This is a genomic window from Natrinema sp. HArc-T2, assembly GCF_041821085.1.
Taxonomy (GTDB): Archaea; Halobacteriota; Halobacteria; order Halobacteriales; family Natrialbaceae; genus Natrinema.
In genome coordinates, this window is record NZ_JBGUAZ010000005.1 from 141185 (window position 1) to 165600 (window position 24416).

Here is a 24416-nt window from a genome sequence, read left to right on the forward strand (position 1 = left end):
GGCCCCCCAGAAGTGCTGAATGAATCCGGCGAAGAGTCACGCAAACATGACAGTCGTTGGAATTGGGTGGCGGGAAAGGCTACCGGAAACCAAATCCGTCTATACGTCACCGTGGTGGGCTTCGGTGATGACCACAGTCGTCGAACTCGAGATTCCGGCTGCGCGGCTCGGCTTCGCCCGGACGTTCGATCGAGTGTCGACGTTCGAGTTTCAGGTTGGTGGGATGATCGGTGGGTCGGCACCGCTCGTCTGGACGAACGGGCCGGATCACGAGACAGTCAAGCAAGCGCTCGAGGACGACCCTTCGGTCGAAGTCGTTGCGAGCGTCGCCGACGATAAGCGCTCCGCGACGGACGAGAGTGCAGTCACGAGCCAGAACGATCGCTGGCTGTTCCGACTCGAGTTTGGAGACGGCGTGAAACTGTTCGAACAGATCGTCACCGAGAACGACGGCGCGATCCTGACGGCACGTGGTGCCGACGGGCGGTGGGTGGTGAAGTTGCTCTTTCACGACCGGGAATCGGTGTCGGCGTGTCACGAGTTGCTCGAGCAATACGAGTTTCGGGCCACCGTCACTCGGATTAGCGGCGTCGACGATCTCGCGCGGGCACAGACTCCTCTGACCGAAACGCAGTACGAGACTATCTGTAAGGCCCACGAGCTCGGCTACTTCGACGTTCCGAGGGGAGTAACGCTCAAAGAGTTAGCCGCGGAACTAGACATTTCACATCAGGCGCTGTCGGAACGGCTCCGGCGAAGTCACGCTGCCCTCGTCAGCGCCGAACTGTCCGAACGAACCGCACCGATAGAGATCGACCGGTAACACTGTCTTGGACTCGCAGTGCCACTGTCTACGTGGCCGGAAGCTTGCAGCCTGCCGTGAGCGTGTATCGGCGTCGCTGAACTCACTGCCGGGGGTTTCTACTAGCTTCACTCTATCGGGCTATTTAGCACACATATGTTTCACTTCTTGGCCAAGTCGCCATAATTGGTCTAACGAATAGATTTATTGCTGGACAGAACAATAGTCAACTGTCGGCGTGGTGCCGACCGCTCGATCACCGAGACATGCGGCGCGTATCGGTGGATCACCCATGCTCAATCACATCACGGTCCGCGGTCATTCGTGGCTGTATGATCGCGTTAGTGCTGAACTCATCGCGGGTCGGCTCACGACCCGTCTCCAGCGTTCTCACGGTGAAATAGAGGTCATGATTGTACGAGTGCGTAGTTTTATTTGTTAACCGAGAATACTATTATCCGAGAACTCGCGTGATCGGACAGAGTCGAACGGATGCAGTCAGTGAATCGCCGCGAGCATCCGAGTCGATCGGGAGTTCGTCTGCGCTGTCACTCGACGACATTTACCATCTGCTTCAAACACAACGTCGGCGGGACGTGCTTCGATACCTTCGGACTGCGGACGATCGGGTTCGGTTGCGCGAACTCGCCGAACAGGTTGCCGCCTGGGAGCAAGAGACGACCGTCGACAACCTGAGTTCCGACGAACGCCAGCGCGTCTACATCTCGCTGTATCAGTCACACCTCCCGAAACTCGACAATCACGGCATCGTCGACTACGACAAGGACCGCGGCTGGGTCGAGCCGACACCCCGTGCCGAGCAACTTCACCCGTATCTCGAGCCACCGTCTGCGTCCCAGTCGCCCGATCGGTGGCCACGACGGTACGCGGGAGCGATCGTTTGCTGTGGACTGGGTCTCGCGGCGGTCACCGCAGGGTTCGGCCCGTCCGCCGGACTCGTCGGCGCATGGGTCGTCCTCGTCGCGTTCGCGATTGTTACGAGCGCGCACGCGTGGTCGACTGGTGCGTTCGATCGCTATCTGACCAATTGAGACCGAGTCCTGTCAGTCTGAGTCCGCCGGCCAAGCGTTAAGTATTGGTTTGTGGTAGCGAGTGACATGGCATCAACAGAGACGCTCGAGTTCGGTCACGCAGACCGCAAACAGATCTACGAGTACGTCGAACGACGCGGAGCGGTCGATCCGGAGGAGACACGGAACGACCTCGGCCTCGATCCCGGCGGGTTCCGCCATCACGTCGCGATCCTCAAGCGAGACGGACGGCTCGAAGAGAAAGACGGCACGCTCCGGGTCGCGCTCGAGGCGGGCACGGAAGAGGAGTACGTCGACGATGACCTCGAATTTCATATCCGACCGGCGCGCCAGGAGGACCTGACGGGGATCGTCGGGGCGATCAGACAGGTCGCCGAGGAGAAAACGTACATCGTCGCCGAGACCGTCGCAGACGAGATCGACCACGAGAGCGCCTTACTCCGGCACAACGAGATCGAGTCGCGGATGTTTTTCGTCGCAACCGTCGACGACGACGTCGTCGGCTGGGTTCACCTCCACGCGCCGGAACTCGAAAAACTGAGCCACACCGCCGAACTCACCGTCGGGGTCATCGAGGAGTACCGCGGACACGGTGTCGGTGCACACCTTCTCTCGCGGGGCCTCGAGTGGGCTGGCGCCAACGGCTACGAAAAGGTCTACCAGAGCGTCCCCTCGGCCAACGAGGAGGCGATCGCGTTCCTCGAGCGCCACGGCTGGGAGACCGAAGCGGTCCGTGAGGACCACTACAAGCTCGAGGGCGAGTACGTCGACGAAGTGATGATGGCCGTCGAACTCTAGGGTCGAGACTGCGCCCTGCTCGTTCGAGCCGCCATCGTCGGAATCGAAAGGTAGTTTTCCCGCACTCTGCTACGGAGAGCCATGCTTTCGATCGCACTTGCCGGGAAGCCAAACGCCGGCAAGTCCACGTTCTACACGGCGGCGACGATGGCAGATGTAGACGTCGCCAACTATCCCTTTACGACGATCGACGCCAACCGTGGGGTCAGCTACGTTCGGACTGAGTGTCCCTGTCTCGAGCGCGACGAGCGCTGTAACGCCGATAACTGCGAGGACGGCAAGCGCTACGTCCCGATCGAACTCTTAGACGTGGCGGGGCTCGTCCCGGGTGCCCACGAAGGGAAGGGGCTGGGCAATCAGTTCCTCGACGAACTGACGAACGCGGACGTCATCGTCAACGTCGTTGATGCCTCCGGGGGGACAAACGAAAAGGGCGAACCCGTCGATATCGGCGAGCACGATCCCCTCGAGGACATCGACTTCATCGAGGAGGAGATGGATCTCTGGCTGGCGGGCATCGTCGAGCGCAACTGGGAGTCCGTCGAGCGCAAGTCCCGCTCGCCCGACTTCGACATCGACGACGCGCTGGCGGAGATGCTCTCGGGCTTTGGCGCCTCGCCGAAACAGATCGCCATGGTCCTCCGCGATCTGGACTATCCCGACGACCCGATCCAGTGGGAGGACGAACATCGCGAGGCGCTTGCGCGTGACGTCCGCCAGCGCACCAAACCGATCGTCGTCGCGGCGAACAAGATCGACATCGCCCCCGAGGAAAACGTCGAACGCCTGCTCGAGCTGGACAAGCCCGTCATTCCGACCACCGCGGAGGGCGAACTCGCGCTCCGCCGGGCCGCCGACAACGGGCTCGTCGACTACGACCCCGGCGACGAGACGATCGCGATCGGCGACGATGTCAACGACGCCCAGCGCGACGCGCTCGAGGATCTTGCGGACACGATGGCCGAGTGGAACGGCACTGGCGTTCAGGCTGCACTCGACTACGCGGTCTACGACCTGCTCGAGCACATCACCGCCTACCCGGTCGAGGACGCCGCGAAGTGGTCCGACGGCAGCGGCAACATTCTGCCCGACGCATTCTTGCTCCCCGACGGCTCGACGCCGGTCGATCTCGCCTACGCGGTCCACTCCGACATCGGCGACGGCTACCTGCACGCCGTCAACGCCAAGTCGAATCGGGAGGTGGGAGAGGATTACGAACTCGAGGAGGGCGATGTGATCAAGATCGTAAGTACTAATTGACAATATTCCCACAAGACGGACTCTGCGTTTTAATCGGACGTACCGATCAATACTGGTAAGTCACAGAACAGCCAGCGAAGAACAAAGTATATATTTTCATAATTCCAACACTTAGGGAGTGGCCGCTACACAACGTGACCTCATCGACCGAATCGGGCGGATTCTCGTCGTAGCAGTACTCATTTACGCAACCGCATTTGCTATCGCGTACCTCGTGGGGATGCTCCAGATGAGTATTCATCCGCTGCTTCTGTTGGTTCTCAGTATTGCCATTGTTGTGGGGGGCTGGAGATATACTACCATCAACAGCCAGAGAAATCCTTCCTCTAACGGACGTAGTAGCAGATTCAATACCGTTTCCATTTGGAGTAACCGCGAAGATCGAATCGGACCAAAACGGCGATTATAGGGTGTGTCCACTATGTGCACAGCATCCGTGATCAAGTTCGTGAGCACGAATTGACGATCGGCCCACACGTCGGATCGCTATCGCTCTCTCCGTTACCGTCGAGTGTAGTGATTTTCTGAGCGAGAAACACGCGCTCGAGAATTAAGTACTGGGCAGCGAAACGAGACAAATATGGCATCCACCACACAGCATTCCCGCGCTTCGTTTCTCGTCTCGACATGAACGCTCGTCGTAATCGCCATCTGAGTGCCATCGTTGGGACGTTTCTGATCCTCATCGCTGGTGGGGCGGCCCTCTTTTGGGAGAGCCTGAGTGAAACGCCGGTGCTGCTTGCTGCTCGGTCAGGTGACGTTACTGGGACTGGCTGGCTGCTGCGATATCATCGCTGCGACCGACACACGACTGACCGACCGCTGGGCGTGGTATCAATGGAGTGGTCTCGGAAACGTCTTGCTTGGACTGGCACTCCCGCTCGGGTTCGTGGGGAGCGATAACGGCCTCGTCTTCGCTGTCGTGGCCGGCATCGGTGGCCTCTCGTTAGTGGCAATGGGTATCGACATGCTCGTATACCACGGGACGTACACCCGTGGTGAGCGACTCGACCGAAACGGTGTCTAGCCGGGTGGTTCGCAACTCCGCGCGATCCGAACGCGAGCGCGAACAGTCGCACTCACTCCCCAGTCGATAGGGCTCGCTCCGTCTCGATGTTACCGGCGCTCGTGGCGAATTGTTTGATGATCTTCTCCTCGGCCCGGTGAAGGGTTTCGCTACACGTCGACTTGGCGAGATCGACATCGGCAGCGAGTTCCGTCAGCGTCGCTTGGCGTGGCGTGTCGTAATAGCCCAGTTCGATCGCACGCTGGACGAGCGCGGTCTGTTTCTCGCTCAACAACTGTGTCGTTTCGATGCGGTGCGTGACGGACTGTACCTCAAAGGAAATCTCGAACTCGCGTAATTGATCTGCAAGCAGGGAGAGCCGTTCTCGTGACGCAGTGATCTCCCAGTCGACCACGCCGTCAGCGACAGTAAACGGTAACTCGAGTGGCGTCCCGGCTTCTCGAACCGGGAACAAGAGTATCGGCGACGACGTCTCGAACTGTGCGAGGACGCTGTCGTCCGTTCGCTGGAGCAGATCGATGTTCGTGACGTCGTCGTAGCTGCCCATCGTTTGCATGACAGCGCCGATATTCGAATGTCTGATCTCGGTGAGTGCAACACCGCCCATCTCTTTGGGAAATGCGGTGAGAATCTCGAAAACGGCATCTGGATACTCCCGGGAGAGTTCCCCGATCCAAATCCGGTCAGGGATCGTTATCCTCATCTCAGCACTGGGCATGGCGGTCGATACGGGACACTGCTGTGTATCAGTGTGGTCGAACATATTCGGGTATGGTGGGAGCAGCGGGAGCGACGAGCGCTCGCCGGACCGGGGCCGACAACACCGTCAACGGTAAGCCGTCGCCACGGTTTGTTCCCTGCATGGCAACGGTCTCGCTGTCACGGCGGTTCGACGCGGATCCGGAGACGCTCCGCGAGCGCATCACTGACGTCGAGCCGTTCATGTACGGGGCCAACTTCGACGCCGTCGATCGGACGGGAACCACGCTAACACTCGAGAACAGCGTCGGTCTCGCGACGATCGAGCTCGAACTCGAACTCGTCGACGATCCGGATGCCGTGCTCGCCTACGAGCAGCGTGACGGCATCTTCGATGAGATGACGACACGATACGAACTGACGCCACATGGCGACCAAACGGAACTGATGGCGACGACTGTCTTCGAAGTCGACATCGCGCTTGTGGGACTGCTTCTGGATGCGACGGTTATCAAGCGACAGCGACGACGGGAACTCACCGCACAGTTCGACTATCTCGCGGAAACCATCTGAAGAGCATACAGAACGACGATCCTGAGAGAGACTATCGTGGATCGTCTACTGCGATAGCGCTCTCACACTGGTATAATAGTAACAACTGAACCGAGTGACACACCGATTGCATCGTCCGCGGGTCTCGCTCGCGGCGCTCGCTCCGAGCCGCGATCCCGTCGTGCGATCGGGTGTGCAGTGACGGTCAGTGGCTACGATAGCTGCTGCGACCACTGATTTCAGTTTTCAGATTGTCAGTCACGCGATCTGATCTTCGTACTCGTCGGCCGTCAACAGCTCCTCGAGTTCGTCAGTGTCGTCCGGGTCGATCTCGAGCATCCAGCCGTCGCCAAAGGGGTCCTCGTTGACGAGTTCGGGGGCGTCGAACAGGTCGTCGTTGACCGCGACGACCTCGCCGGTGACGGGTGCGTAGAGGTCGGACACGGCTTTGATCGATTCGACGACGCCGAACTCACCTTCCTGCTCGAGGTCGTCGCCCTCATCGGGGAGTTCGACGAAGACCACGTCGCCGAGTTCGTCCTGGGCGAAATCGGTGATGCCCACGCGGACGACGCCGTCTGTCTCGAGTGCCCACTCGTGCGATTCCAGGTACCGTCTCTCGTCGGGAACGTCGAAGCTCATGTTATACTGTGTCAATGAAGGGGGTGGTCTCAACTCTTGCCTTTTTCGACTGGCCGCGGACGACGACCTGCAGCGTCGTGCCGGGCTCGGCGTATTCGACCGGCACGTAGCCGAGTCCGATCGGCTGTGCTAAGGTCGGGCTCATCGTCCCGCTGGTGACGGTGCCGATGACCCGGCTCTCGGTGGTCGTGATGTCGTAGCCGTGGCGGGGGACGCCGCGGTCGATCAGCTGGAAGCCGACGAGCCGTTCGTCGACGCCCGCCTCGTCGATCTCCGCCAGAGCGTCTCGGCCCACGAACTCGGTTTCGAGCGCGACGGTAAAGCCGATGCCGGCCTCGTAGGGCGTCCGTGGGGCGGTCTCGTGATCGAAGTCCTGCCCGGCGAGCAACAGGCCGGCCTCGATGCGCAGCGTATCGCGGGCGCCGAGCCCGCAGGGCTGGCAGTCGAATGCCGTCCAGATCTCCTCGGCTGCGGTCGAGGGAACGATCAGCTCGAAGCCGTCTTCGCCGGTGTAGCCCGTTCGGGCTGTCCAGCAGTCGACGCCATCGATCGTCGCGTACTGGGCCTCGAAGCGCGCGAGGTCGGTGACCGACTCGTCAGCGACGTCCTCGACCAGCCCGGGCGCGTTCGGTCCCTGAACGGCGAACATGGCGTACTCGTCGGTTTGGTTGTCGACGGTCGCCTCGAGGTCCCACTCGTTGCGGTAGCTGAGCCACCGTTCGTGGGTCGACTCGTCGGTGCCGGCGTTGGGGACGAACAGGTAGGTCGCCTCGCCGTCCTCGTCAGGCAGTCGGTAGACGACGGTGTCGTCGATGATGATCCCGTCCTCGTCGGTGATCGCGGCGTACTGGGAGTCGCCGACCGCGAGCCGGGTGACGTCGTTCGACGTCAGCCGTTGCATCAGCTCCGTCGCGTCCGGGCCGGTGACGTGAATCTGGCCCATATGCGAGACGTCGAAGATGCCAACGTCCTCCCGAACGGCCGCGTGCTCGGTCTGGATCGAATCGAACTCGACCGGCATGTCCCAGCCGCCAAACTCCGTAAACTTCGCTCCGCGCTCGTCGTGTAACCCACGTAACGGCGGCGTCTGAAGCGGCATACTCGAACCGTCATCCGCAGCATAGTAATGTCTTTTCGTCGGTCGGTCGGTAGTAAGCCCTGCAGGATCGGCCCGCCAGCCTGGCAGCGCGTTTCGTCACATCTATTTCACGGCCACGGGAACACCGAGTATGTTCGACCGCGTTCGCGCCCGTCTCGCCCAGTTGGGCGATCCACAGTATGCTGCCGAGCCCGCGGTGGGCCTGTTCGTCGACGGGCCGAACGTCTTCCGCGACGAGTTCGACGTCGATCTCGATGACCTGCGCGACGCAGCGCGCGACCTCGGTCGGGTCGGCGTCATCCGGCTCTATCTCGACGAACACGCCACGCCCGGTCTCATTCAGGCCGCCGAGGCCCGCGGCTTCGAGGTGATCGTCACCAGCGGCGACGTCGACGTCAAACTCGCTGTCGACGCGACCGCGTTTGCCGGCGACGGCACCATCGACCGGCTCGCGATCGCCTCGAGAGATACCGATTTCAAACCCGTCCTCGAGCACGCGGGCACCGTCGGGATCGAGACGATCGCGATCGCCCCGGGCTCGTACGGTCGCTCGGACGCGCTGCGAAACGCTGCCGACGAGGCGATTACGCTCGAGCCAGAGCCGTAACTCGAGCGTGCCGGGAAAAGATGTGTTTTAGCCGCTGTAGGAGCTTTCACCAACGACCTCGAGCAGTTCGCCCTGTCCCGTCGCGGTCGTCTCGTCGAAGTCGGTTACGCGCACGCGGACCTGTTTCTCGACCGTCTCCGGGCCGGCACCGTCGACGATCAGTTTCGTATCGCCGATGTATGCGCGACCACTGGTGCCGTTAGTCTCCGCGATGAAGACATCGATCTCGGAGCCGGGTTCGAGAGCGGGTCGATTCGCACGGAACTGCCAGCCCGCGAGGTACTTGCTGAAGAGGCTCATACGCGGGCCACCTCCTCGCTCTGGCGGTCGATAATGTATTCGCGACCGAACCCGGTCAGTGCCGCGACGACGAACACCGCGACGAGCAGCCAGCCCTGGAAGACGAACGGGACGACGTCGATCGGCGTGACGACCATCGACTCGCCGAACCAGTCGTACTCGCCGGGCAGTTGCTGCATCGCCGAGTAGCCGGCCAGCACCCCGCCCGACCACGGGAAGATATAGCCCATGGCGGCGGTCTGGCCGTCTAAGATGTTCGCGCGCCGGTACCCGTTCAGGTTGAACCGCTCGCCGATCTTCGAGATGTAGGGACCGATCGCGACCTCGGCTGCGGTGTTGATGGTGATGATCGCGTTGATCAGCGCCGCCGACCCCACCATCGTGAGTTCGGCGTTGCGGACGTTCGTCGCGAGGTTCTCGATCGACCACTCGAGGAGCGACTCGAACGCGCCGCCGCGGATCATGATCTGGGCCGCACCGATGATCAGCAAGACGAGAATCGACAGCTCGAGAAAGCCCGCGACGCCGGTCATCAGACTGCCGGTGACGCCGACCGCGTCCGCGTCCTCCACGACGGTGAGAATCGGCAGCCCAGCAAGCGGTTCGGACAGCGGCGCGTCCGGTGGTGCGTTGAACATGACGATGTCGCCGATACTCGCGAGGCCGAAGACGAGGTTGAACACGACTGCGATGACGATCCCCCACGAGATGGCCTCGACGATGTGGCGGCCGGCGATCGCCGCACCGATGACGGCGAGCATCGAGATCACGTGGACGAGTCCGATCGCCTCGCTGCTCTCGAGGAAGATCGCCTGGGCTTCGGCACCGATCTCGAGGCCGCTCATCATGCCGCCGGCGACGACGTAGCCGACGAAGGCGATGGCCGCGGCGACGATCACGTACTTGAACCGCGAGGCGACGACGCCGCCGATGTCGGCGTCCTGGGTGACGGCGCTGACGATCGTCGTGTCGCTGACGGGTGCTAAGTTGTCACCGAAGATCGCACCAGAGAGGATCGCGCCGAACAGCAAGACGGGGTTCGCACCGAGTAATATGCCCGCGGGGAAGAACAGGCCGACGAAGGCGACGGTCGCGCCGTAGCCGGTCCCGATCCCCGTCGTGAAGACGGCGGCGAGGACGAACGTGATCGCCGGGAACAGCGCCGCGCCGATACCTGCGGTGTCGGCCAGCCAGACGAGGCCGCCGACGAAGCCGCCGTCCTGCAGGAGCTGGGCGAACATCCCGGCCCAGATCCACGCCACGATCGCGGTCACGGCGACCGGCTGGGTCATCCCTTCGAAGATCGTGTTCGCGTAGGACTGCCAGTTACCCCGGACGAAGAACATGCCGAGGATCAGGCCGATCAGGATGCCGACGATGAGCCCGCCCGTGTCGCCGATCCGCCAGAGGGCGGTCTGGACGATGGCCCACACGATGAAAAAACCGATCGGGAACGCGCTCATTCCCCGACCGCCGTAGAACTCGACGGTCGGTCCGCTATCGCGATCCGGTTGTGTAAACTGGTCTGTCGGTCCGTCATCCGCCGACCCGTCTCCGCTATTACTCATACAGGACCACCATATTGGTGTACGCTAGCACTATTCGTATCCCCAAGTATAACTATTCCCAATAGGAACGGCCACGAACCCGTCCACTGCTCCGGGTTACCCACGACAATAAGTGGTCGACTTGGTGTCTTTCCAGACCGTCTCTCTGTTGACCAATGGGGATAGGCCGCAGTCTCCCGCCAGTGTCCCGAAGTCGGTGACTTTTCGAGCGCGGCCTGCCGAACATCGGATATGATCGACGATCGCCCGGTACTGGACGATCACCTCCACCTCGACCCGGACAACCACCGGGGTATCGACGCCGTCAAAGACTTCGTCCGCGTCGGCGGCACCCACCTGCTCGTGGTGAACAAACCCTCCTGGCACCTCGGCGTCGAGGCCGAGACCGGCGAGGACTTCCGAGCGGTCTTCGAGCGCACGATCGAGGTCGTCGACGAGGCCTCGAGCGAACTCGCAGGCCGGGCCTGGCCGGTGCTTGGCGTCCATCCGGGGTTGATCTCGCGGCTGGTCGACGACCGCGGCTTCACGCCCGCTGAGGCTCGCGATCTCATGCAGGCCGGGATCGATGTCGCCGCAGAGTTCGTCGGCTCGGGTGACGCGCTGGCGCTGAAATCGGGCCGCCCCCACTACAAGGTCGACGACGCCGTCTGGGACGCCTCGAACGCGGTCATGCGCCGGGCGTTCGAGCACGGGGCCGACCTCGAGTGTGCCGTCCAACTGCACGCCGAAGCCAGCGAGGACATGACCGAGGTGGCCGACTGGGCCGTCGAGGCCGGCATGCCGGCCCACAAGGTCGTCAAACACTATGCGAGTGGCCGCCTCGCGGGCCCGACGCCGAGCGTGATCTGTGACAAAGACGAACTCGAGCGCGCCGCCGAGCGCGGCGAGCCGTTCCTGATGGAGACCGACTACATCGACGACCCCGACCGCCCGGGTGCGGTGCTCGGGCCCAAAACGGTCCCCCGGCGGGTCAAGTGGCTGCTCGAGAACGGCTCCGACGAAGCGGTTCGCAACGCCCACGTCGAGACGCCGAAGCGAGTGTACGGGATCGATACGGAAGCGACGCTCGAGATGGGCGAGTGAGCGACCGTGGCGCTGGCGACGGACTCGAGTGTCCGGACCGGGTTTGGACAGGACTCGGTCAGGAACGACGGGTTCGTCGGCGTCGAAATCAGAAGCGAGCGTCTCAGCGCCTATCACTTCCGTTTAGTAGATCGTGACGGTCGCTGGATGCGGCTAGTGTAGAGAAAGGCATTTCAAGCGGCCGGTGTAGGTGTCTGTATGAGCAATCCCCCGACCGAGTTCTACTCGGAGGAACGCTGGCAGAACTGGATCGATCGCATCAAAGACGAAGACATCGATCCGGAAGACGAAGACTCGGCTCGACTCCTGTTGAACCTGCAAGACGACACGGCGATCGCGATCGCGAAGATCGTCGCTGCCTACGACGATGGGGAACTCGCCGAGGAGGAAACGCTCGCGGAGATCGAAGACGTCCGCGAGATCGTCCTCAGCGAAGTCGGTATCGACGACGAGGAGAAACTGATCCTCGTCGACGGCGTCCAGACGAGTCTGGTCTGTGTCTTCTTCGCGGCCGAGGAGTACGTCGCCAACGGTCCGGCCGAAGACGGCACTGTCAGCGACTATCTCAGCGCTGCCGCCGACGCCGAGGCGGAAGAAGACCTCGATGCCGCCCTCGGCTACGCAGCCCAGGCTGGCACGCTCATTATCGACGGCGACGAACTCGATATGACCGTCGCCGAAGACCTCGAGTACGGGCTGGTCACCGAGTGGATCAACGGGCTCGACAGCCTCCAGAGCGCGATGAGCGATCCAGAAGTCGTCGAAGAAGACGAGTAGCGACCGGAACCGACGCGCGCTGATTTTCGCCGGTCGGTAGCCACCAGACGTTTAAGCAATCACGACTATCCTCGGCTATGGAATTGCGGCGAGACGAGCGTGCAGTGACCGTCCAGATCGGGGCGGTGTTGCTGCTCGCGATCGTCTTTACCGCACTCGCGCTGTATCAGGTCAACGCGGTCCCTGCGGAAAACAGTGCAGTCGAGTACGAGCACAACCAGCAGGTCAACGGCGAGCTACAGGAGCTGCGAAACGGGATTCGGAACGCGGGGATGACGAACACATCCCGGTCGGCATCCGTCACGCTCGGAACGCAGTATCCGACTCGAACCTTTTCGATGAATCCGTCCGACCCGACTGGACGGCTCGAGACCATCACCCCATCATCGATGGTCCGGATCGAGCCAGCAAATGACACACAAGACTACGCGTACGAAACCCGCTTTCTCGCCTACGAACCGGATTACAACGAATACACCGACGCTCCACGCACCGTCATCGAACACTCGTTGCTTTACAACCAGCATGATGGAGCAAACGTCTCGATTGGGTCCCAGCAGTTAATTCAAAACGAACGGATCACGCTCGTGTTGCTCGATGGCAATCTGTCGAAGACGAGTTCGGGTGTGACATCGGTCTCCCTCGAGCCCCTCGACGGCACCCGAACGCGTGACCTCGCGGCTGGAACCGTCATCACGCTCCCTACTGAGCGACCGGCGATCTGGGTCGACCAACTCGAGGACAACAGCGGCGTCACCGTTCGAGAGGCAGCTGACGGTAAGGTAACACTCGAACTCAATCGACAGTACACCCTCGAAATCGCTCGCGTCGGCGTTGGGGACGATGCCAGTTCGGACGAGGGATTCACCATCGGCACCGAGAAGAACGTCGAGAGCAGTGACCGAACGAGCAGTGGGTACAGTGTGTCGTTCGACGATCCACAATCTGCAACGCCGTGTACGGACGGATCGACCTGCGACTACACTATTTCGGCAGGGACCGATACGACGTTCTCTGCGAGTGCAACCGCTCGCGAAGCAGACCTCGATTTCGCCTATTCTGCCGACGAGAACGTCTCTGTCGAGCGGTTCAACGAGAGTCCCACTGATGTCGAGATCCGTGCACAGGGGTCAGATGGTGCGCTGATTGATCTGTTCGTCTCGAGTGGCGGCAGCAGCGATACGATTCAGCTGAGGATCGTCAAGAACGCAGCCACTGGCCCACAATTCGAACGGCTCGAAGCAGAAGTGACTGGGCAACGCGGTGGCCCTACTAGCGCAGAAGCAACGGAAGTCACGTTCGGATATGAGTTATCGACCGATGCCGATGATGTCGTCGTCACCATCGAAGATCAGATCGGTCAAGAAGCAACCAACAGTGGTGCAACCGCTGGCGGCGAGTTCCACGGTGGACAGACGGTTTCGTTCAACTCGGGGAACCAACCAACCGAGAACTATCCAGTCGTGATCACCGTAGACATCGTGAATGGAGAATGTCGAACCGCCGAACTCGAGAATTTCGAGGATGTCGCCTCACTCGATTCGGATGATTGGCAGTCGTGTTGATATCTGGCTGCGCGAGTTCGACGGACGTCGAAACGACGAACGACAATACCTTGTACTATCACACCTAGTGGACAGGTATGACAGCAGTCGGCATCGACGCCGTCGAAATCTGGACTGGAAACCTCAAACTCGACCTTCCCGGAACGTTCGCCCCGGAGAAGGGCGAAGACCCGGAAAAATACACGAAAGGGCTGGGTCTCAACGCCAGTTCGTTCCCCGACAGCTACGAGGACATCGTCACGATGGGGGCAAACGCCGCCCACCGCTTGATGGAGCGCAAAGGCCTCGAGCCTGACGATATCGGTCGCATTGACGTCGCGACCGAGAGCGCCTTCGACAACTCGAAGCCGGTTTCGACGTACGTCGCTGGCTGCCTCGAGCAGGTCTACGACGGTGACTTCCACCACGCGAACAAAGGAGAGCGGAAGTTCGCCTGTATCGCGGGGACCCAGAGTCTAGACGACGCCTGTAACTGGATCCGTGCGGGCCGCAACCGCGGTCGCTCGGCGCTGGTCATCGCGACCGACACGGCACTCTACGCGCGTGGTGACGCCGGCGAGGCGACCCAGGGTGCGGGGGCCGTCGCGATGCTCATCAGCGAGGACCCGAGTCTCGTCGAACTCTCGACCGAGCAGGGCTATGGCTCGGCCGACGAGACTGACTTCCTGAAACCCAACCAGCAGTTCCCCTCGGTCGACGGCAAACGCTCCGTGCAGGTCTATCTCGCACGCATGCGCGAAGCGCTCGAGGATTTCGAGAGCGTCGCGGGCGAGGTCCACGAGGACGATTTCGTCTACGCGCCGTTCCATACGCCGTTCCCGGGGATGGTCCGCAAGGCCGCCCTGCTGGCGTTCCGCCACGTCATTCGCGATACGCCGACCGAAGACGAACTCGCCGAGGAGATCGGTCGCCAGCCCCGTCCCGAAGCGTTCGACTCCGACGAGGAATACCGCGATGCGCTCCGGGAGTACATGGACGCGCTCAAGGACACCGACCGCTACGCCGAGTGGTACGACGCGACGATCGACCCGACGCTGACGATCTCCCGCGAGGTCGGCAACTGGTACACCGGCTCCGTCCACGTCGCCCGCGTAAGCGCGCTCAAACACGCGCTCGAGACAGGCCGCGACATGACGGGTGAGAAACTGCTCGTGGGCTCCTACGGCAGCGGCGCACAGGCGGAGATCCACGCCGAGACGGTTCAGAACGGCTGGGTCGACGAACTCGAGGCCCTGAACGTCGACGCACAGCTCGCGGATCGCTACGAAATGGCGTGGGAAGACTACGAAGAGATCCACGACGTCCACAACCACGAGATGGATGTCGACGTCGAGGAGTTCACGACGCCGAGCGAGGAGTTCGTCTTCGACGGCTGGGGCCGAATGGGCGAGCGGAAGTACCGATACGTGGAATAACGGCGTTTTTGGCGGTTTCATACGATCTACTGTCCGTCAGTGTCGGTAGGCCCGCGGCCCGCTGTACGGGTGTACCGGGAAATAGTGACAGCAGACCGTCTCAGCGCACGACTGTCACCGGAACGGTCGCGCGTTCGACGAGCGACTTGGCGACGCTGCCGAGCATCAGTCCAGCACGTTCCGATCGACCACGGTGGCCAGCGTAGATCGCGTCGAACCCCTCGTCCTCGGCGTAGGTGGCGATCTCCCTGACCGGATTGCCATAGAGGAGTTCGACATCGGCGTCGTGGCCGAGCTCCGCGGCGAGGTCGGCCGCGTCGTCGGTGATGTCGATCCCCCGCTGTTCGGCGTCTTCGACGCTCTCGACGATCAGTCGCTGGTCCTCCCAGAGCGACGCGGTCGGTTCGCTGCCGCCCTCGTCGTACGCGGTAGGATCGACTGCGTGAACGATCGTAATCGAGCCACCCATCGCGTCGACGATGTCGGCGGCGTAGGCGAGGGCGTTCTCGGATTCGTCGGAGCCGTCGACGGCTACGAGTGTCTTCATGATCTGCTATTTGTTCTCGAGCCATGTGAATCACGAGGGCGACTCTCACAGCACTGCAGCCGGCGTCGTTCGGGACTGCTGTAGCCCCGACATAGCTGAAACGGTCTGCTGTCTCGCTGTCCCGGTGCGCCCGCAGGGCGGTCGCGGGCCCATCGGCACTGACGGACAGTAGTCCGTATGATAGGTCATATCACCGGACTAATGTATCGTGGCGTTGCAGATCAGCCCATGCCAGACAGTCCCGAGCCACCGGACTGGGTCGTCGAGCAGCCCGCGATGACCGCGCTCGCACTGGTGAGCGGTCTTCTCGCGTTGTTCGTTCTCCTGCCGTATCTGCAGTACGTCCTCTTCGGCGTCGTCCTCGCCTACATCCTGTCTCCAGTCCAGCGACGGCTCGAGGAGTACGTCAGGCCGACGATCGCGGCGATCGCGGTCGTGGTGGCGACCCTGATCGTCGTATTGTTGCCGCTGATTTACGTCGCCACGATCGCCGTTCGGCAATCGCTCAGACTCGTCCGCTCGATCAGACAGGGTGAGATCGACGTCGAGACGATCGAGTCGGTCCTCGAGACCAACGGGTACGCGGTCGATCTCGTCTCCCTGTACGAATCGAACCAGGACCGGATCGCGACGGGCATCCAGCAAGTCACGACGGGGGCGATCGATCTCGCCGGAAGCCTGCCCGGGATCTTCATCGGCATCACGATCACGCTGTTCGTCCTCTTTGCGCTGTTGCGAGACGGGGACCGGTTCGTCGTGTGGCTCGAGTGGGTGTTACCCGTCGACGACGAGGTGCTCTCGGAGCTGCGTACTGGACTGGATCGGCTCATGTGGGCCTCGGTCGTCGGGAACGTCGCTGTCGCGGCCATTCAGGCGGTGATGCTCGGCGTCGGACTGGCGGTCGCTGGCGTCCCCGCCGTGGTCTTTCTCACCGTCGCCACCTTCGTCCTGACGCTGCTCCCGCTGGTCGGTGCGTTCGGGATCTGGATTCCGGTCGCGGCCTATCTGGTCGCGATGGGACGACCGACCGCCAGCGCGGCGATCGTCGTCTACGGACTGATCGTCACGTTCTCGGATTCGTACCTTCGGCCCGCGCTGATCGGGCGAACCGGTGCCTTCAACTCCGCGATCATCGTCGTCGGCATTTTCGGCGGTCTCGTCGTCTTCGGCGCTGTCGGCCTCTTCATCGGCCCCGTCGTCCTCGGCGGCGCGAAACTCGTCCTCGACAGTTTCGCTCGCGTACACACTGGCGAGCGAGCCGCCGAAGACACACTCGAGCACAGTGAGAGCAATACGGATGTCGACAGCGATGCCGATGGATAAGCTACTCGCTGTACTCGAGTCGAACGCCTGACCGGACGGTCTCCCGTTGCGAGCGTCGTCCCGACGTTCGTCGCCGACGCGAGCGGACATCCGAAACGAGTGCGTTCATTACCCCCTGTCCGCTAGAGGTGCGTATCGTGTCTCGGATCGAACGCTGCACTCGACGGCAGGAGGGGTCGACCTGCTCGATCGATCGAGACCACTGTTAGTCATGCACGGATCACACACCACAGGGAGTCCGTACGCTCCCCACACGGCGGAGGACCGCACCGCGATGCTCGAGGCGGTCGACGCGGAGACGGTCGAGGATCTCTTCGACATTCCGGGCGATATCAGGTTCGACGGTCAGTTCGGCATCGACGCGCGAACGGAACGGGAGACGCGACGGCTGGTTCGCTCGGTGCTGGGTCGTAACGACGACCGCACCGAGTTGCTCGGGCGGGGCCACTATGGCTACTACATCCCGTCGCTGGTCGATCACCTCGCGGACCGGTCGGAGTTTCTGACGTCCTACACGCAGTATCAGCCCGAAATCTCGCAGGGGTTCCTGCAGGCCTTATTCGAGTACCAGTCGCTGCTGGTCGAGTTGACCGGCCTCGAGATCGCGAACTGCTCGATCTACGACGCGGCGACGGCACTCGGCGAGGCTGCGACGCTAGCCGACCGCGTTCGTGACACCTCGGGCCACCGGGTGCTGGTCCCCGAACTGCTCCGCGAGGAACGACGGAGTACGCTCGCAAACTACGTCGCCGGCACCGACCTCGTCGTCGAGGAGTATCCGATCGACGACGGCAACGTCGATCTCGCGGGACTCGAGGAAACCCTCGACGAGGACGTCGTCATGGTCTACGCCGAGACCCCGACCGTTCGCGGGACGATCGAAGAACGGCTGAGTGAAATCGGTGACCGTGCGGCTGACGCCGACGCCTTCTTCGTGCTCGGCTCCGATCCGATTGCGCTCTCCTTGCTCGAGCGTCCCGCCGATGTCGGTGCGGACGTCGTCGTTGGCGACGCGAGCGTACTGGGTCTCCCGACGAGCTACGGGATGGGACTGGGCCTGTTTGCCACCAGTGAAGACTACCTTCGGCAGGTTCCCGGTCGACTGGTCGGGGTCAGCGAGGACGCAACCGACCGCCGAGCGTTTACGCTCACGCTCCAGACGCGCGAACAGCACATCCGCCGCGAGCGCGCGACGAGTAACATCTGTACGAATCAGGCCTGGGTCGCGCTGCGAACGGCGATCCACGCTGCCGTCCTCGGGCCAAGCGGGATGGTCGAGCTGGCGAAACGTGCCGTCACACGCGCGGAGGACCTCGCGGAGCGCCTCGACGACATCGTCGGCGTGCAAGCACCGATCCACGACCGCCGACACTTCCGGGAGTTCGTCGCCAGCGTCGACCAGCCCGCCAGTGCCGTCGCCGAGGACCTCGAGCAACTGGGCTTTGCGGTCCACGTCGTCGGCGACCACGAGATCCAAATCTGTGTCGCCGGCGTTCCTGACGAAGAGCTCGATCGGTTCGTCGCCGCACTCGAGGAGGTGGCACGATGAGCGACGACGGACCCGACCGCGACACCACACCCGCACAGTCGCGCTACGATCAGGCCCGCTACGTCGAGAACGGCGAGTACGAATCGCTGCTCTCGGAGAAGGACCTGACTCGGATCACAATCGGCAGCGGAGACGACGGCGACAGCGACGATGGAGAGACGACCGACTCACCGCTACCTGACGATCTGACGCGGGATTCCCTCGAGTTACCCGAACTCTCAGAGCCCGAACTCGCGCGCCACTACACGCGCCTTTCGCAGATGATCTACGGAATCGACAGCGGTCCGTATCCGCTGGGGTCGTGTACGATGAAGTACAACCCCAAGTTCACGGAGGACGTGGCCGCACTGCCGTCGGCAGCCGTCCACCCCGACCGCACCGAGGCGTCCGTGCAGGGCACCCTCGAGCTTCTGTACCGACTGCAGGACTATCTCGGTCGGATCGGCGGCATGGACGCAGTGACCCTCCAGCCGCCCGCGGGCGCAGCCGGTGAGTTCGTCGGCATCCGCGTTGCCGCCGCCTACCACGAACACAACGGCGAGGGCCACCGTAACGAAGTCATTATCCCCGAGAGCGCCCACGGAACCAACTTCGCGAGCGCCGCCCTGGGTGGCTACGACGTCGTCTCTCTGCCCAGCGACGACGAGGGTCGGGTCGACCTCGAGGCGCTCGAGGCCGCCCTCTCGGAGAACACCGCGGCACTCATGCTGACCAATCCGAACACGCTCGGGCTCTTCGAGCGCGATATCACGGAGATCGCCGAGATGGTCCACGACGTCGGCGGGCTGCTCTACTACGACGGGGCGAACTTAAACGCCTTGCTCGGTCGCGCACGACCGGGCGACATGGGCTTCGACGTGATGCACTACAACGTCCACAAAACGTTCGCGACACCCCACGGCGGTGGCGGGCCGGGTGCGGGTCCGGTCGGCGTCGTCGACGAGCTGGCTCCGTTCCTCCCTGCGCCACGCGTTCGCGAGCGCGACGCGGACCCGAAAGCAGGTGAGCCGGTGTACGAACGCTTCGAGCCCGAGCACACGATCGGCAAGGTCCACGGGTTCGACGGCAACTGGCTGGTGCTCGTCAAGACCTTCGCCTACATCGCCCGCCTCGGCGACGAGGGCCTCGCGGACGCGAGCGCGAGCGCGGTGCTCAACGCGAACTATCTCGCCGAGGGGATCGACTACGAGATCCCCTACGGGCCGTTCCACCACGAGTTCGTCGCCAGCGCCGGCGAGCAAGACGCCGCCGACGTAGCAAAGCGGATGCTCGACTACGGCGTCCACCCGCCGACGACCAAGTGGCCCGAGATCGTCCCCGAGGCGCTGATGACCGAGCCCACCGAGATCGAGAGCAAGGACACCTTGGATCGACTCGCCGCCGCGTTCAACGCCGTCGCCGACGAAGACGACGACACGCTCGAGGCCGCGCCGGAACGAACCACCGCCCGCCGGATCGACCAGACCAGCGCGGCGCGGAACCCGCGGCTGTCGTGGCAGGCACTCGAGGACGATTCGTAGCCGTTCCCGCCCTGATTTTTGCGGCGATCGCTACGTGGAGACGGTTTTGTAACCGTAGTAGGGAGCCCGACTGCGAATCGGTTCGGGAACGAGAAAGACGGCTCTCGGCGCGAGAACGGAAGCAGGCAGAAGGCGGATTATGCCGTGCTCGAGTCGACGGCGGTGCCGTTGTCTCCGATGCGGACGAAGCCGTAGTCACAGTCCGGGCAGTGCCACTTGACTTTCTCGCCGAGATGCAGCGTCGTGCTGGCGGCGCGGTAAAACGTCTTTTCCTCCCCGCAGTTGGGACACTCGTGTTCGAGTTCCAGAGCCATGGCCGGTGGTAGCCAGCGAAGCGAGTTTAACGTACTGGTTCCGGCGGGGTTCGCGCGTGACGCTCGAACGGCGAGCCGGCGACAGCGGCGGTGACACGAAAGTTAAGTGGCCGCCATCCGTCGGTCCAGCCATGTCGATCTACACCGGTCGCGGCGACGAAGGGGAGACCGACCTCCGCGATATGACCCGCGTTTCGAAGGCCAGCGCCCGCATCGAAGCGTATGGGACCGTCGACGAGCTCAACGCACTGATCGGGACGGTCCGACCGACCGACCACGACGACATCAACGACAAACTGGCGACGATCCAGAATCACCTCCACGTCGTGCAGGCGGACTTCGCAAATCCCGATCCGGATGAGGATGACCCTGCGATCAGCCCCGAACACGTCGAGACGGTCGAAGACTGGATCGACGCGTATGACGACGACCTCGAGCCGCTGACCTCCTTTATTCTCCCGACCGGCAGCGACCACGGCGCGGCGCTCCACCACGCCCGCACGGTCTGTCGACGCGCGGAGCGACGTGCGGTCGCACTCGCTACCGAAGAGGAGATCAACGAGGACGCGGTCCAGTACCTCAATCGACTCTCGGACGGACTCTTTACCCTGGCGCGGGTCGTCAACGCACGCGACGGTGAACCGGAAGACGCACCCGACTACTAGACATCGCCCAGTTGGTGGTACAGCGCTGGGAACAGCGATTCGCTGCCGATTCTAGAAGAGACCGACGTTCAGCGCGTAGCCCCACGGCTCGCCGGCGAGAACCAGCATGAACAGGGATGCACCCAGCAGTTGGACGTTCTTGAGGAAGTGTGTTAGCTCGTTTTGCTGCTGGTCTGCCGGCACGGCCCAGAAGTCGTGCATCAACGGCGTCACGGCGAGGAAGAACACAACCAGCATTCCGGCTGCGACGACGGTGTACGCGCCGAGCGCGATGCTGAGCCCACCGAGGACGAGCATGACTCCCGACGCGACGACGCCGAACCGTGCCGCAGGAACGCCTTTCGATTCCGCGTAGCCGGCCATCGCGTCCGTCTCCATGAAGTGGTTGAGTCCCTGAAAGACGAGGAGACCGCCGAAGAGGAGCCGCCCGACGAGCAACAGGGCTGCACTGCTGCCGGTCTCGAACACCATCAGCGGCTCACCCCCGTCTGCGTCGCGATCGATCGGTGTCTCTGATTCCGTACTGTGAATCGAAGCTGTGGTTGTATCACGTTAGCTGGTTCGTATCCGAACCTCATATAGTCTCGCTAACAGCCGTGTCACCGGGTGTACGGCGCGTTATCAGTAGATTCGGGTGTTATCGAAGCGAGACAAAACGGGGTGTCTGTGACCGCTCTCGGTAAGACTGCCCGCCTCGAGCCATCCCTCCCATCGCCGTCGGTCGCCAATTCTGTTGTCTACGGAAGAACTATATTCTCACCCAGCCTTCTTACGACAACATACCCCATGGACAAACACTTCCACGACAGCCTGTACTACCTGCGGCGAGCTGCCACCCACGCCCGGCTCGGTGCGACCGAGTACCGAACACGACCCACGAAGTGGATTCGCGCGCAACTCGGTCGGGAGCCCGATCCCGAACCCAGCCACGTGGATGGGATCCGTGAAAATGTACACGTACTCGAGCACCGCGCCGAAACGCGCATCCGGAAGACGGTCAGAGACGTACGTGACCGTGTGAATCGGTGACGCTCTGACGAGCGTACGGCGACCGATGAAAGGAAGTCTTAAGTCGAACGCACGGGAACGCTTTCGTGCGGGTTGGTGATCTAGTCCGGTTATGATACCTCCTTCACACGGAGGAAGTCGGCAGTTCAAATCTGCCCCAACCCACTAATTTTGCTGCGAGCAACTACGCGAGCAGCAAATTCGTTACGTTGGGCAGTTTGAACCAGACGAGTCGCGCGCAGCGAAGCGAGCACGTCTCGGCGTGGTTCAAATCTGCCCCAACTAGCTTGTTAATTCCCTGAAATCAAACGGTCGGGCTCCAGTGGGGCCACAGCCGGCAGTGACCTGCGTTCATCGATCGGAAACAATCTGCGACCGCTCGAGCCACACAGAGCCAACCGAACGGATGACGGCTCGCAGCCGGAGTGTCAGGTGTGGTGTGTTCGGTTAGTCTTCCACGGCTGTTTCAGACGCCTCACGTGATGAATCATGGGATGATTCGGGGTCGTCGGCGTCCGGGATCTGCCGTGGCAAGAACGTCGATGCGAGAAGCAGGAGCAACACGAACAGGACGAGGAGGAGCAGCGCCGCCCGTTGTGCGTCGAACATCGCAGCCTCGAAGATCCCCTCGAGCAACTGTCGTTGCGCCGGAGTGAGTTGGGTCAGGAACTGTTGCTGCGTGGCGTCGGTCGCTGTCTCCGCTGCATCCTCGAGTGCGATCACCAGATCGTTTCGTTGCGCCGCTGAAACGGTCTCGCCTTCTGCTCGGAGCACTCGATCGACGACACCACCATAGAAGTGGCCGAGAAAGTACGAGCCAACGACTGCTGTCCCCAGGGAAAACCCGATCGAATAGCTGACGTTCAGGACGCCGGATGCCTCGGCGGAGTACGCGTTCGGGACAGCCGACATCGTCATATTGGTGATCTGTGCCAGGATGAGTCCGACACCGGCTCCATAAAGCGCCACTGGCAGAGCCATCGTGAGGATCGTCTGATCGGGGCCTGTCTGTTCGTACAACACCACCAGTGCAACGCCCATACACACGATCCCGATCTGGATAAGCGTCTTTGGCGAGGTGTACTTCCGCCAGTTGGGCGTAACCGTCGAAAAAGCGATCGACGCGAGTGAATACGGTAACAACGCGAGCCCTGTTTCGAAGGCAGTGTATCCGAGTACGGCCTGGAGATAGACCGGGAAGATAAAAAAGAAGCCAGCCGAGACGATCGAGCGCATGTTGTAGGTGAGAATGCCGGCTAAAAACGGGCGATTCGTCAGGACGTGCAGCGGAACGAGCGGTGACTTCCCGGCACGTTCCAGTCGGCGTTCGTACTGAACGAACACGGCGAACGCGAGGAATCCGATCCCGAGAAGCCAGATCGCTGGCGACGTTCCAAGCGGATTGAACTGCATCCCGCCGACGACAAACGGCCGCCGTTCGACTAGCCATCCATACTTCCCGCTCAGAAGGAATCCAGTGACGAGCGACGTCGAACCGACGATGGACAGCGCTGTCCCCCCTTTATCCAGTGAACTGGGCGTTTCCGACAGCGGGTTCGGACTCACATACTGAGCGAAGAAGAGAACAACCCCCACACCGATGAGTTGAAGCGTAAACCCCCACCGCCAACTCGCGTACGTGGTTAGTGCGCCACCGATAATCGGTCCGATAGTCGAGCCGACCCCGCTTACGCCAGCCAACAGTCCGAATGCCGTCGCCCGGTCATCGTCTTCGTAACTGAGTATCAAGACAGTGAACGTCAGGGGAAATATCACAGCCGCCGCGGTACCCTGGATGAGCGACCAGCCGAGATAGAGGATCGTCGTATTCCAGCTAATCGACGCAACCACTGTCCCACCGGCATAGACGATCAGTGCGACTGTCAGTACACGCCGTATACTATGCCGAGCCGGCAGCGTACCGGCCGGGAGAACCAGCGCAGCGGTCACCAGCGAGTAGAGTGCAACCGCCCCCTGAATCACTGTGACCGTGGTATCGAACTCGTCGACCATCGTGGGGATCGCCACGTTCATCAGGGAAGCATTGAGGACCACGATGAACGTCGTCAGACTCACGGCGATCGCAGGGGCCCAGTATTGAACTCTCGTCTTTACGTCCGGAGAGCGACGAGAACTCCCGTTGGAAGGCGGGTCATCCGGGGGCATACAGTGATCTAACACGTTTGACCGCCAAATAGCGTGGACCCAGTTAGTCACCGAGAGGCGAAAATACTGTCCGGCTCT

At 62.1% G+C, this 24416-nt stretch carries 25 protein-coding genes and 1 tRNA gene; 17 read left to right on the forward strand and 9 right to left on the reverse strand.

The features are described from left to right. Positions 1–127 precede the first annotated feature (127 nt). The 5 genes from ACERI1_RS13400 (at position 128) to ACERI1_RS13420 (ending at position 4939) form a co-directional block, all read left to right on the forward strand. Positions 128–823: a helix-turn-helix domain-containing protein gene (locus ACERI1_RS13400; RefSeq protein ID WP_373618748.1), complete on the forward strand. Its 696-nt coding sequence runs from the start codon at positions 128–130 to the stop codon at positions 821–823. A 449-nt stretch (positions 824–1272) separates the two neighbouring features. Then, on the forward strand, positions 1273–1854 hold the full coding sequence (locus ACERI1_RS13405) for a hypothetical protein (protein ID WP_373618750.1): 582 nt from the start codon (positions 1273–1275) through the stop codon (positions 1852–1854). Between the two features lie 66 nt (positions 1855–1920). Continuing rightward, positions 1921–2652 (forward strand): GNAT family N-acetyltransferase, encoded by a 732-nt coding sequence (locus tag ACERI1_RS13410; RefSeq protein ID WP_373618752.1) that lies wholly within the window; start codon positions 1921–1923, stop codon positions 2650–2652. Positions 2653–2733: 81 nt separating this feature from the next. Then, complete coding sequence (locus tag ACERI1_RS13415) at positions 2734–3912, forward strand: redox-regulated ATPase YchF (protein ID WP_373618754.1); 1179 nt, start codon at positions 2734–2736, stop codon at positions 3910–3912. A 721-nt stretch (positions 3913–4633) separates the two neighbouring features. Further along, a complete protein-coding gene (locus tag ACERI1_RS13420; RefSeq protein ID WP_373618756.1) occupies positions 4634–4939 on the forward strand; it encodes a hypothetical protein in 306 nt (101 codons plus the stop codon). A gap of 52 nt (positions 4940–4991) precedes the next feature. Here ACERI1_RS13420 and ACERI1_RS13425 read toward each other — a convergent pair whose 3' ends face one another. Beyond that, on the reverse strand, positions 4992–5657 hold the full coding sequence (locus ACERI1_RS13425; RefSeq protein WP_373618758.1) for a helix-turn-helix domain-containing protein: 666 nt from the start codon (positions 5655–5657) through the stop codon (positions 4992–4994). 53 nt (positions 5658–5710) lie between these two features. Here ACERI1_RS13425 and ACERI1_RS13430 point away from each other — a divergent pair, with 53 nt between their 5' ends. Next, positions 5711–6211: an SRPBCC family protein gene (locus ACERI1_RS13430; protein WP_373618759.1), complete on the forward strand. Its 501-nt coding sequence runs from the start codon at positions 5711–5713 to the stop codon at positions 6209–6211. Between the two features lie 237 nt (positions 6212–6448). On the opposite strand, the gene gcvH is transcribed toward ACERI1_RS13430, so the two are convergent. Next, positions 6449–6832, reverse strand: a complete 384-nt coding sequence (gene gcvH / locus ACERI1_RS13435) for a glycine cleavage system protein GcvH (protein WP_373618760.1) — start codon at positions 6830–6832, stop codon at positions 6449–6451. A gap of 1 nt (position 6833) precedes the next feature. After that, positions 6834–7931, reverse strand: coding sequence for a glycine cleavage system aminomethyltransferase GcvT (gene gcvT / locus ACERI1_RS13440; protein WP_373618762.1), 1098 nt, complete (start codon positions 7929–7931; stop codon positions 6834–6836). 130 nt (positions 7932–8061) lie between these two features. Here gcvT and ACERI1_RS13445 point away from each other — a divergent pair, with 130 nt between their 5' ends. Next, positions 8062–8538 carry an NYN domain-containing protein gene (locus tag ACERI1_RS13445; RefSeq protein WP_373618764.1) on the forward strand — a complete coding sequence of 159 codons (477 nt, stop codon included), beginning with the start codon at positions 8062–8064 and terminating at the stop codon, positions 8536–8538. A 27-nt stretch (positions 8539–8565) separates the two neighbouring features. Here ACERI1_RS13445 and ACERI1_RS13450 read toward each other — a convergent pair whose 3' ends face one another. Both ACERI1_RS13450 and ACERI1_RS13455 read right to left on the reverse strand, forming a co-directional pair. Beyond that, positions 8566–8838, reverse strand: coding sequence for a TRAM domain-containing protein (locus ACERI1_RS13450; protein WP_373618766.1), 273 nt, complete (start codon positions 8836–8838; stop codon positions 8566–8568). Next, positions 8835–10406 carry a Na+/H+ antiporter NhaC family protein gene (locus ACERI1_RS13455; RefSeq protein WP_373618768.1) on the reverse strand — a complete coding sequence of 524 codons (1572 nt, stop codon included), beginning with the start codon at positions 10404–10406 and terminating at the stop codon, positions 8835–8837. The genes ACERI1_RS13450 and ACERI1_RS13455 overlap by 4 nt, the downstream gene beginning before the upstream one ends. Positions 10407–10637: 231 nt before the next feature. Between ACERI1_RS13455 and ACERI1_RS13460 the strand changes: the two genes are divergently transcribed. From ACERI1_RS13460 to hmgB, 4 genes are all read left to right on the forward strand, one after another. Beyond that, entirely contained in the window at positions 10638–11489 is an 852-nt protein-coding gene (locus ACERI1_RS13460; protein ID WP_373618770.1) for a TatD family hydrolase, read from the forward strand. Positions 11490–11687: 198 nt separating this feature from the next. Further along, entirely contained in the window at positions 11688–12266 is a 579-nt protein-coding gene (locus ACERI1_RS13465; protein WP_373618771.1) for a DUF2150 family protein, read from the forward strand. A 77-nt stretch (positions 12267–12343) separates the two neighbouring features. Continuing rightward, a complete protein-coding gene (locus ACERI1_RS13470) occupies positions 12344–13831 on the forward strand; it encodes a hypothetical protein (RefSeq protein WP_373618773.1) in 1488 nt (495 codons plus the stop codon). Positions 13832–13908: 77 nt separating this feature from the next. Beyond that, entirely contained in the window at positions 13909–15246 is a 1338-nt protein-coding gene (hmgB, locus tag ACERI1_RS13475; protein WP_373618775.1) for a hydroxymethylglutaryl-CoA synthase, read from the forward strand. A gap of 100 nt (positions 15247–15346) precedes the next feature. Here hmgB and ACERI1_RS13480 read toward each other — a convergent pair whose 3' ends face one another. After that, the gene (locus ACERI1_RS13480) at positions 15347–15793 is read right to left on the reverse strand and encodes a universal stress protein (RefSeq protein ID WP_373618777.1); all 447 of its coding nucleotides are present in this window, start codon (positions 15791–15793) and stop codon (positions 15347–15349) included. A gap of 228 nt (positions 15794–16021) precedes the next feature. On the opposite strand from ACERI1_RS13480, the gene ACERI1_RS13485 reads away from it, so the two are divergent. From ACERI1_RS13485 to gcvPB, 3 genes are all read left to right on the forward strand, one after another. Beyond that, entirely contained in the window at positions 16022–17116 is a 1095-nt protein-coding gene (locus tag ACERI1_RS13485) for an AI-2E family transporter (RefSeq protein WP_373618779.1), read from the forward strand. A 211-nt stretch (positions 17117–17327) separates the two neighbouring features. Next, positions 17328–18665, forward strand: coding sequence for an aminomethyl-transferring glycine dehydrogenase subunit GcvPA (gene gcvPA, locus ACERI1_RS13490; RefSeq protein ID WP_373618780.1), 1338 nt, complete (start codon positions 17328–17330; stop codon positions 18663–18665). Further along, positions 18662–20185 (forward strand): aminomethyl-transferring glycine dehydrogenase subunit GcvPB, encoded by a 1524-nt coding sequence (gene gcvPB, locus ACERI1_RS13495; protein ID WP_373618781.1) that lies wholly within the window; start codon positions 18662–18664, stop codon positions 20183–20185. The genes gcvPA and gcvPB overlap by 4 nt, the downstream gene beginning before the upstream one ends. A gap of 137 nt (positions 20186–20322) precedes the next feature. Here gcvPB and ACERI1_RS13500 read toward each other — a convergent pair whose 3' ends face one another. After that, positions 20323–20499: a hypothetical protein gene (locus ACERI1_RS13500; RefSeq protein WP_008012739.1), complete on the reverse strand. Its 177-nt coding sequence runs from the start codon at positions 20497–20499 to the stop codon at positions 20323–20325. A 131-nt stretch (positions 20500–20630) separates the two neighbouring features. Between ACERI1_RS13500 and ACERI1_RS13505 the strand changes: the two genes are divergently transcribed. Continuing rightward, complete coding sequence (locus tag ACERI1_RS13505) at positions 20631–21164, forward strand: cob(I)yrinic acid a,c-diamide adenosyltransferase (RefSeq protein WP_373618782.1); 534 nt, start codon at positions 20631–20633, stop codon at positions 21162–21164. Positions 21165–21215: 51 nt separating this feature from the next. Here ACERI1_RS13505 and ACERI1_RS13510 read toward each other — a convergent pair whose 3' ends face one another. Next, complete coding sequence (locus tag ACERI1_RS13510) at positions 21216–21635, reverse strand: DoxX family protein (protein WP_373618783.1); 420 nt, start codon at positions 21633–21635, stop codon at positions 21216–21218. A gap of 315 nt (positions 21636–21950) precedes the next feature. Here ACERI1_RS13510 and ACERI1_RS13515 point away from each other — a divergent pair, with 315 nt between their 5' ends. Both ACERI1_RS13515 and ACERI1_RS13520 read left to right on the forward strand, forming a co-directional pair. After that, a complete protein-coding gene (locus tag ACERI1_RS13515; protein WP_373618785.1) occupies positions 21951–22193 on the forward strand; it encodes a hypothetical protein in 243 nt (80 codons plus the stop codon). 69 nt (positions 22194–22262) lie between these two features. Then, a tRNA-Val gene (locus ACERI1_RS13520) sits at positions 22263–22337 on the forward strand. A 282-nt stretch (positions 22338–22619) separates the two neighbouring features. On the opposite strand, the gene ACERI1_RS13525 is transcribed toward ACERI1_RS13520, so the two are convergent. Beyond that, complete coding sequence (locus ACERI1_RS13525; RefSeq protein WP_373618787.1) at positions 22620–24248, reverse strand: MFS transporter; 1629 nt, start codon at positions 24246–24248, stop codon at positions 22620–22622. Positions 24249–24416: the final 168 nt, after the last annotated feature.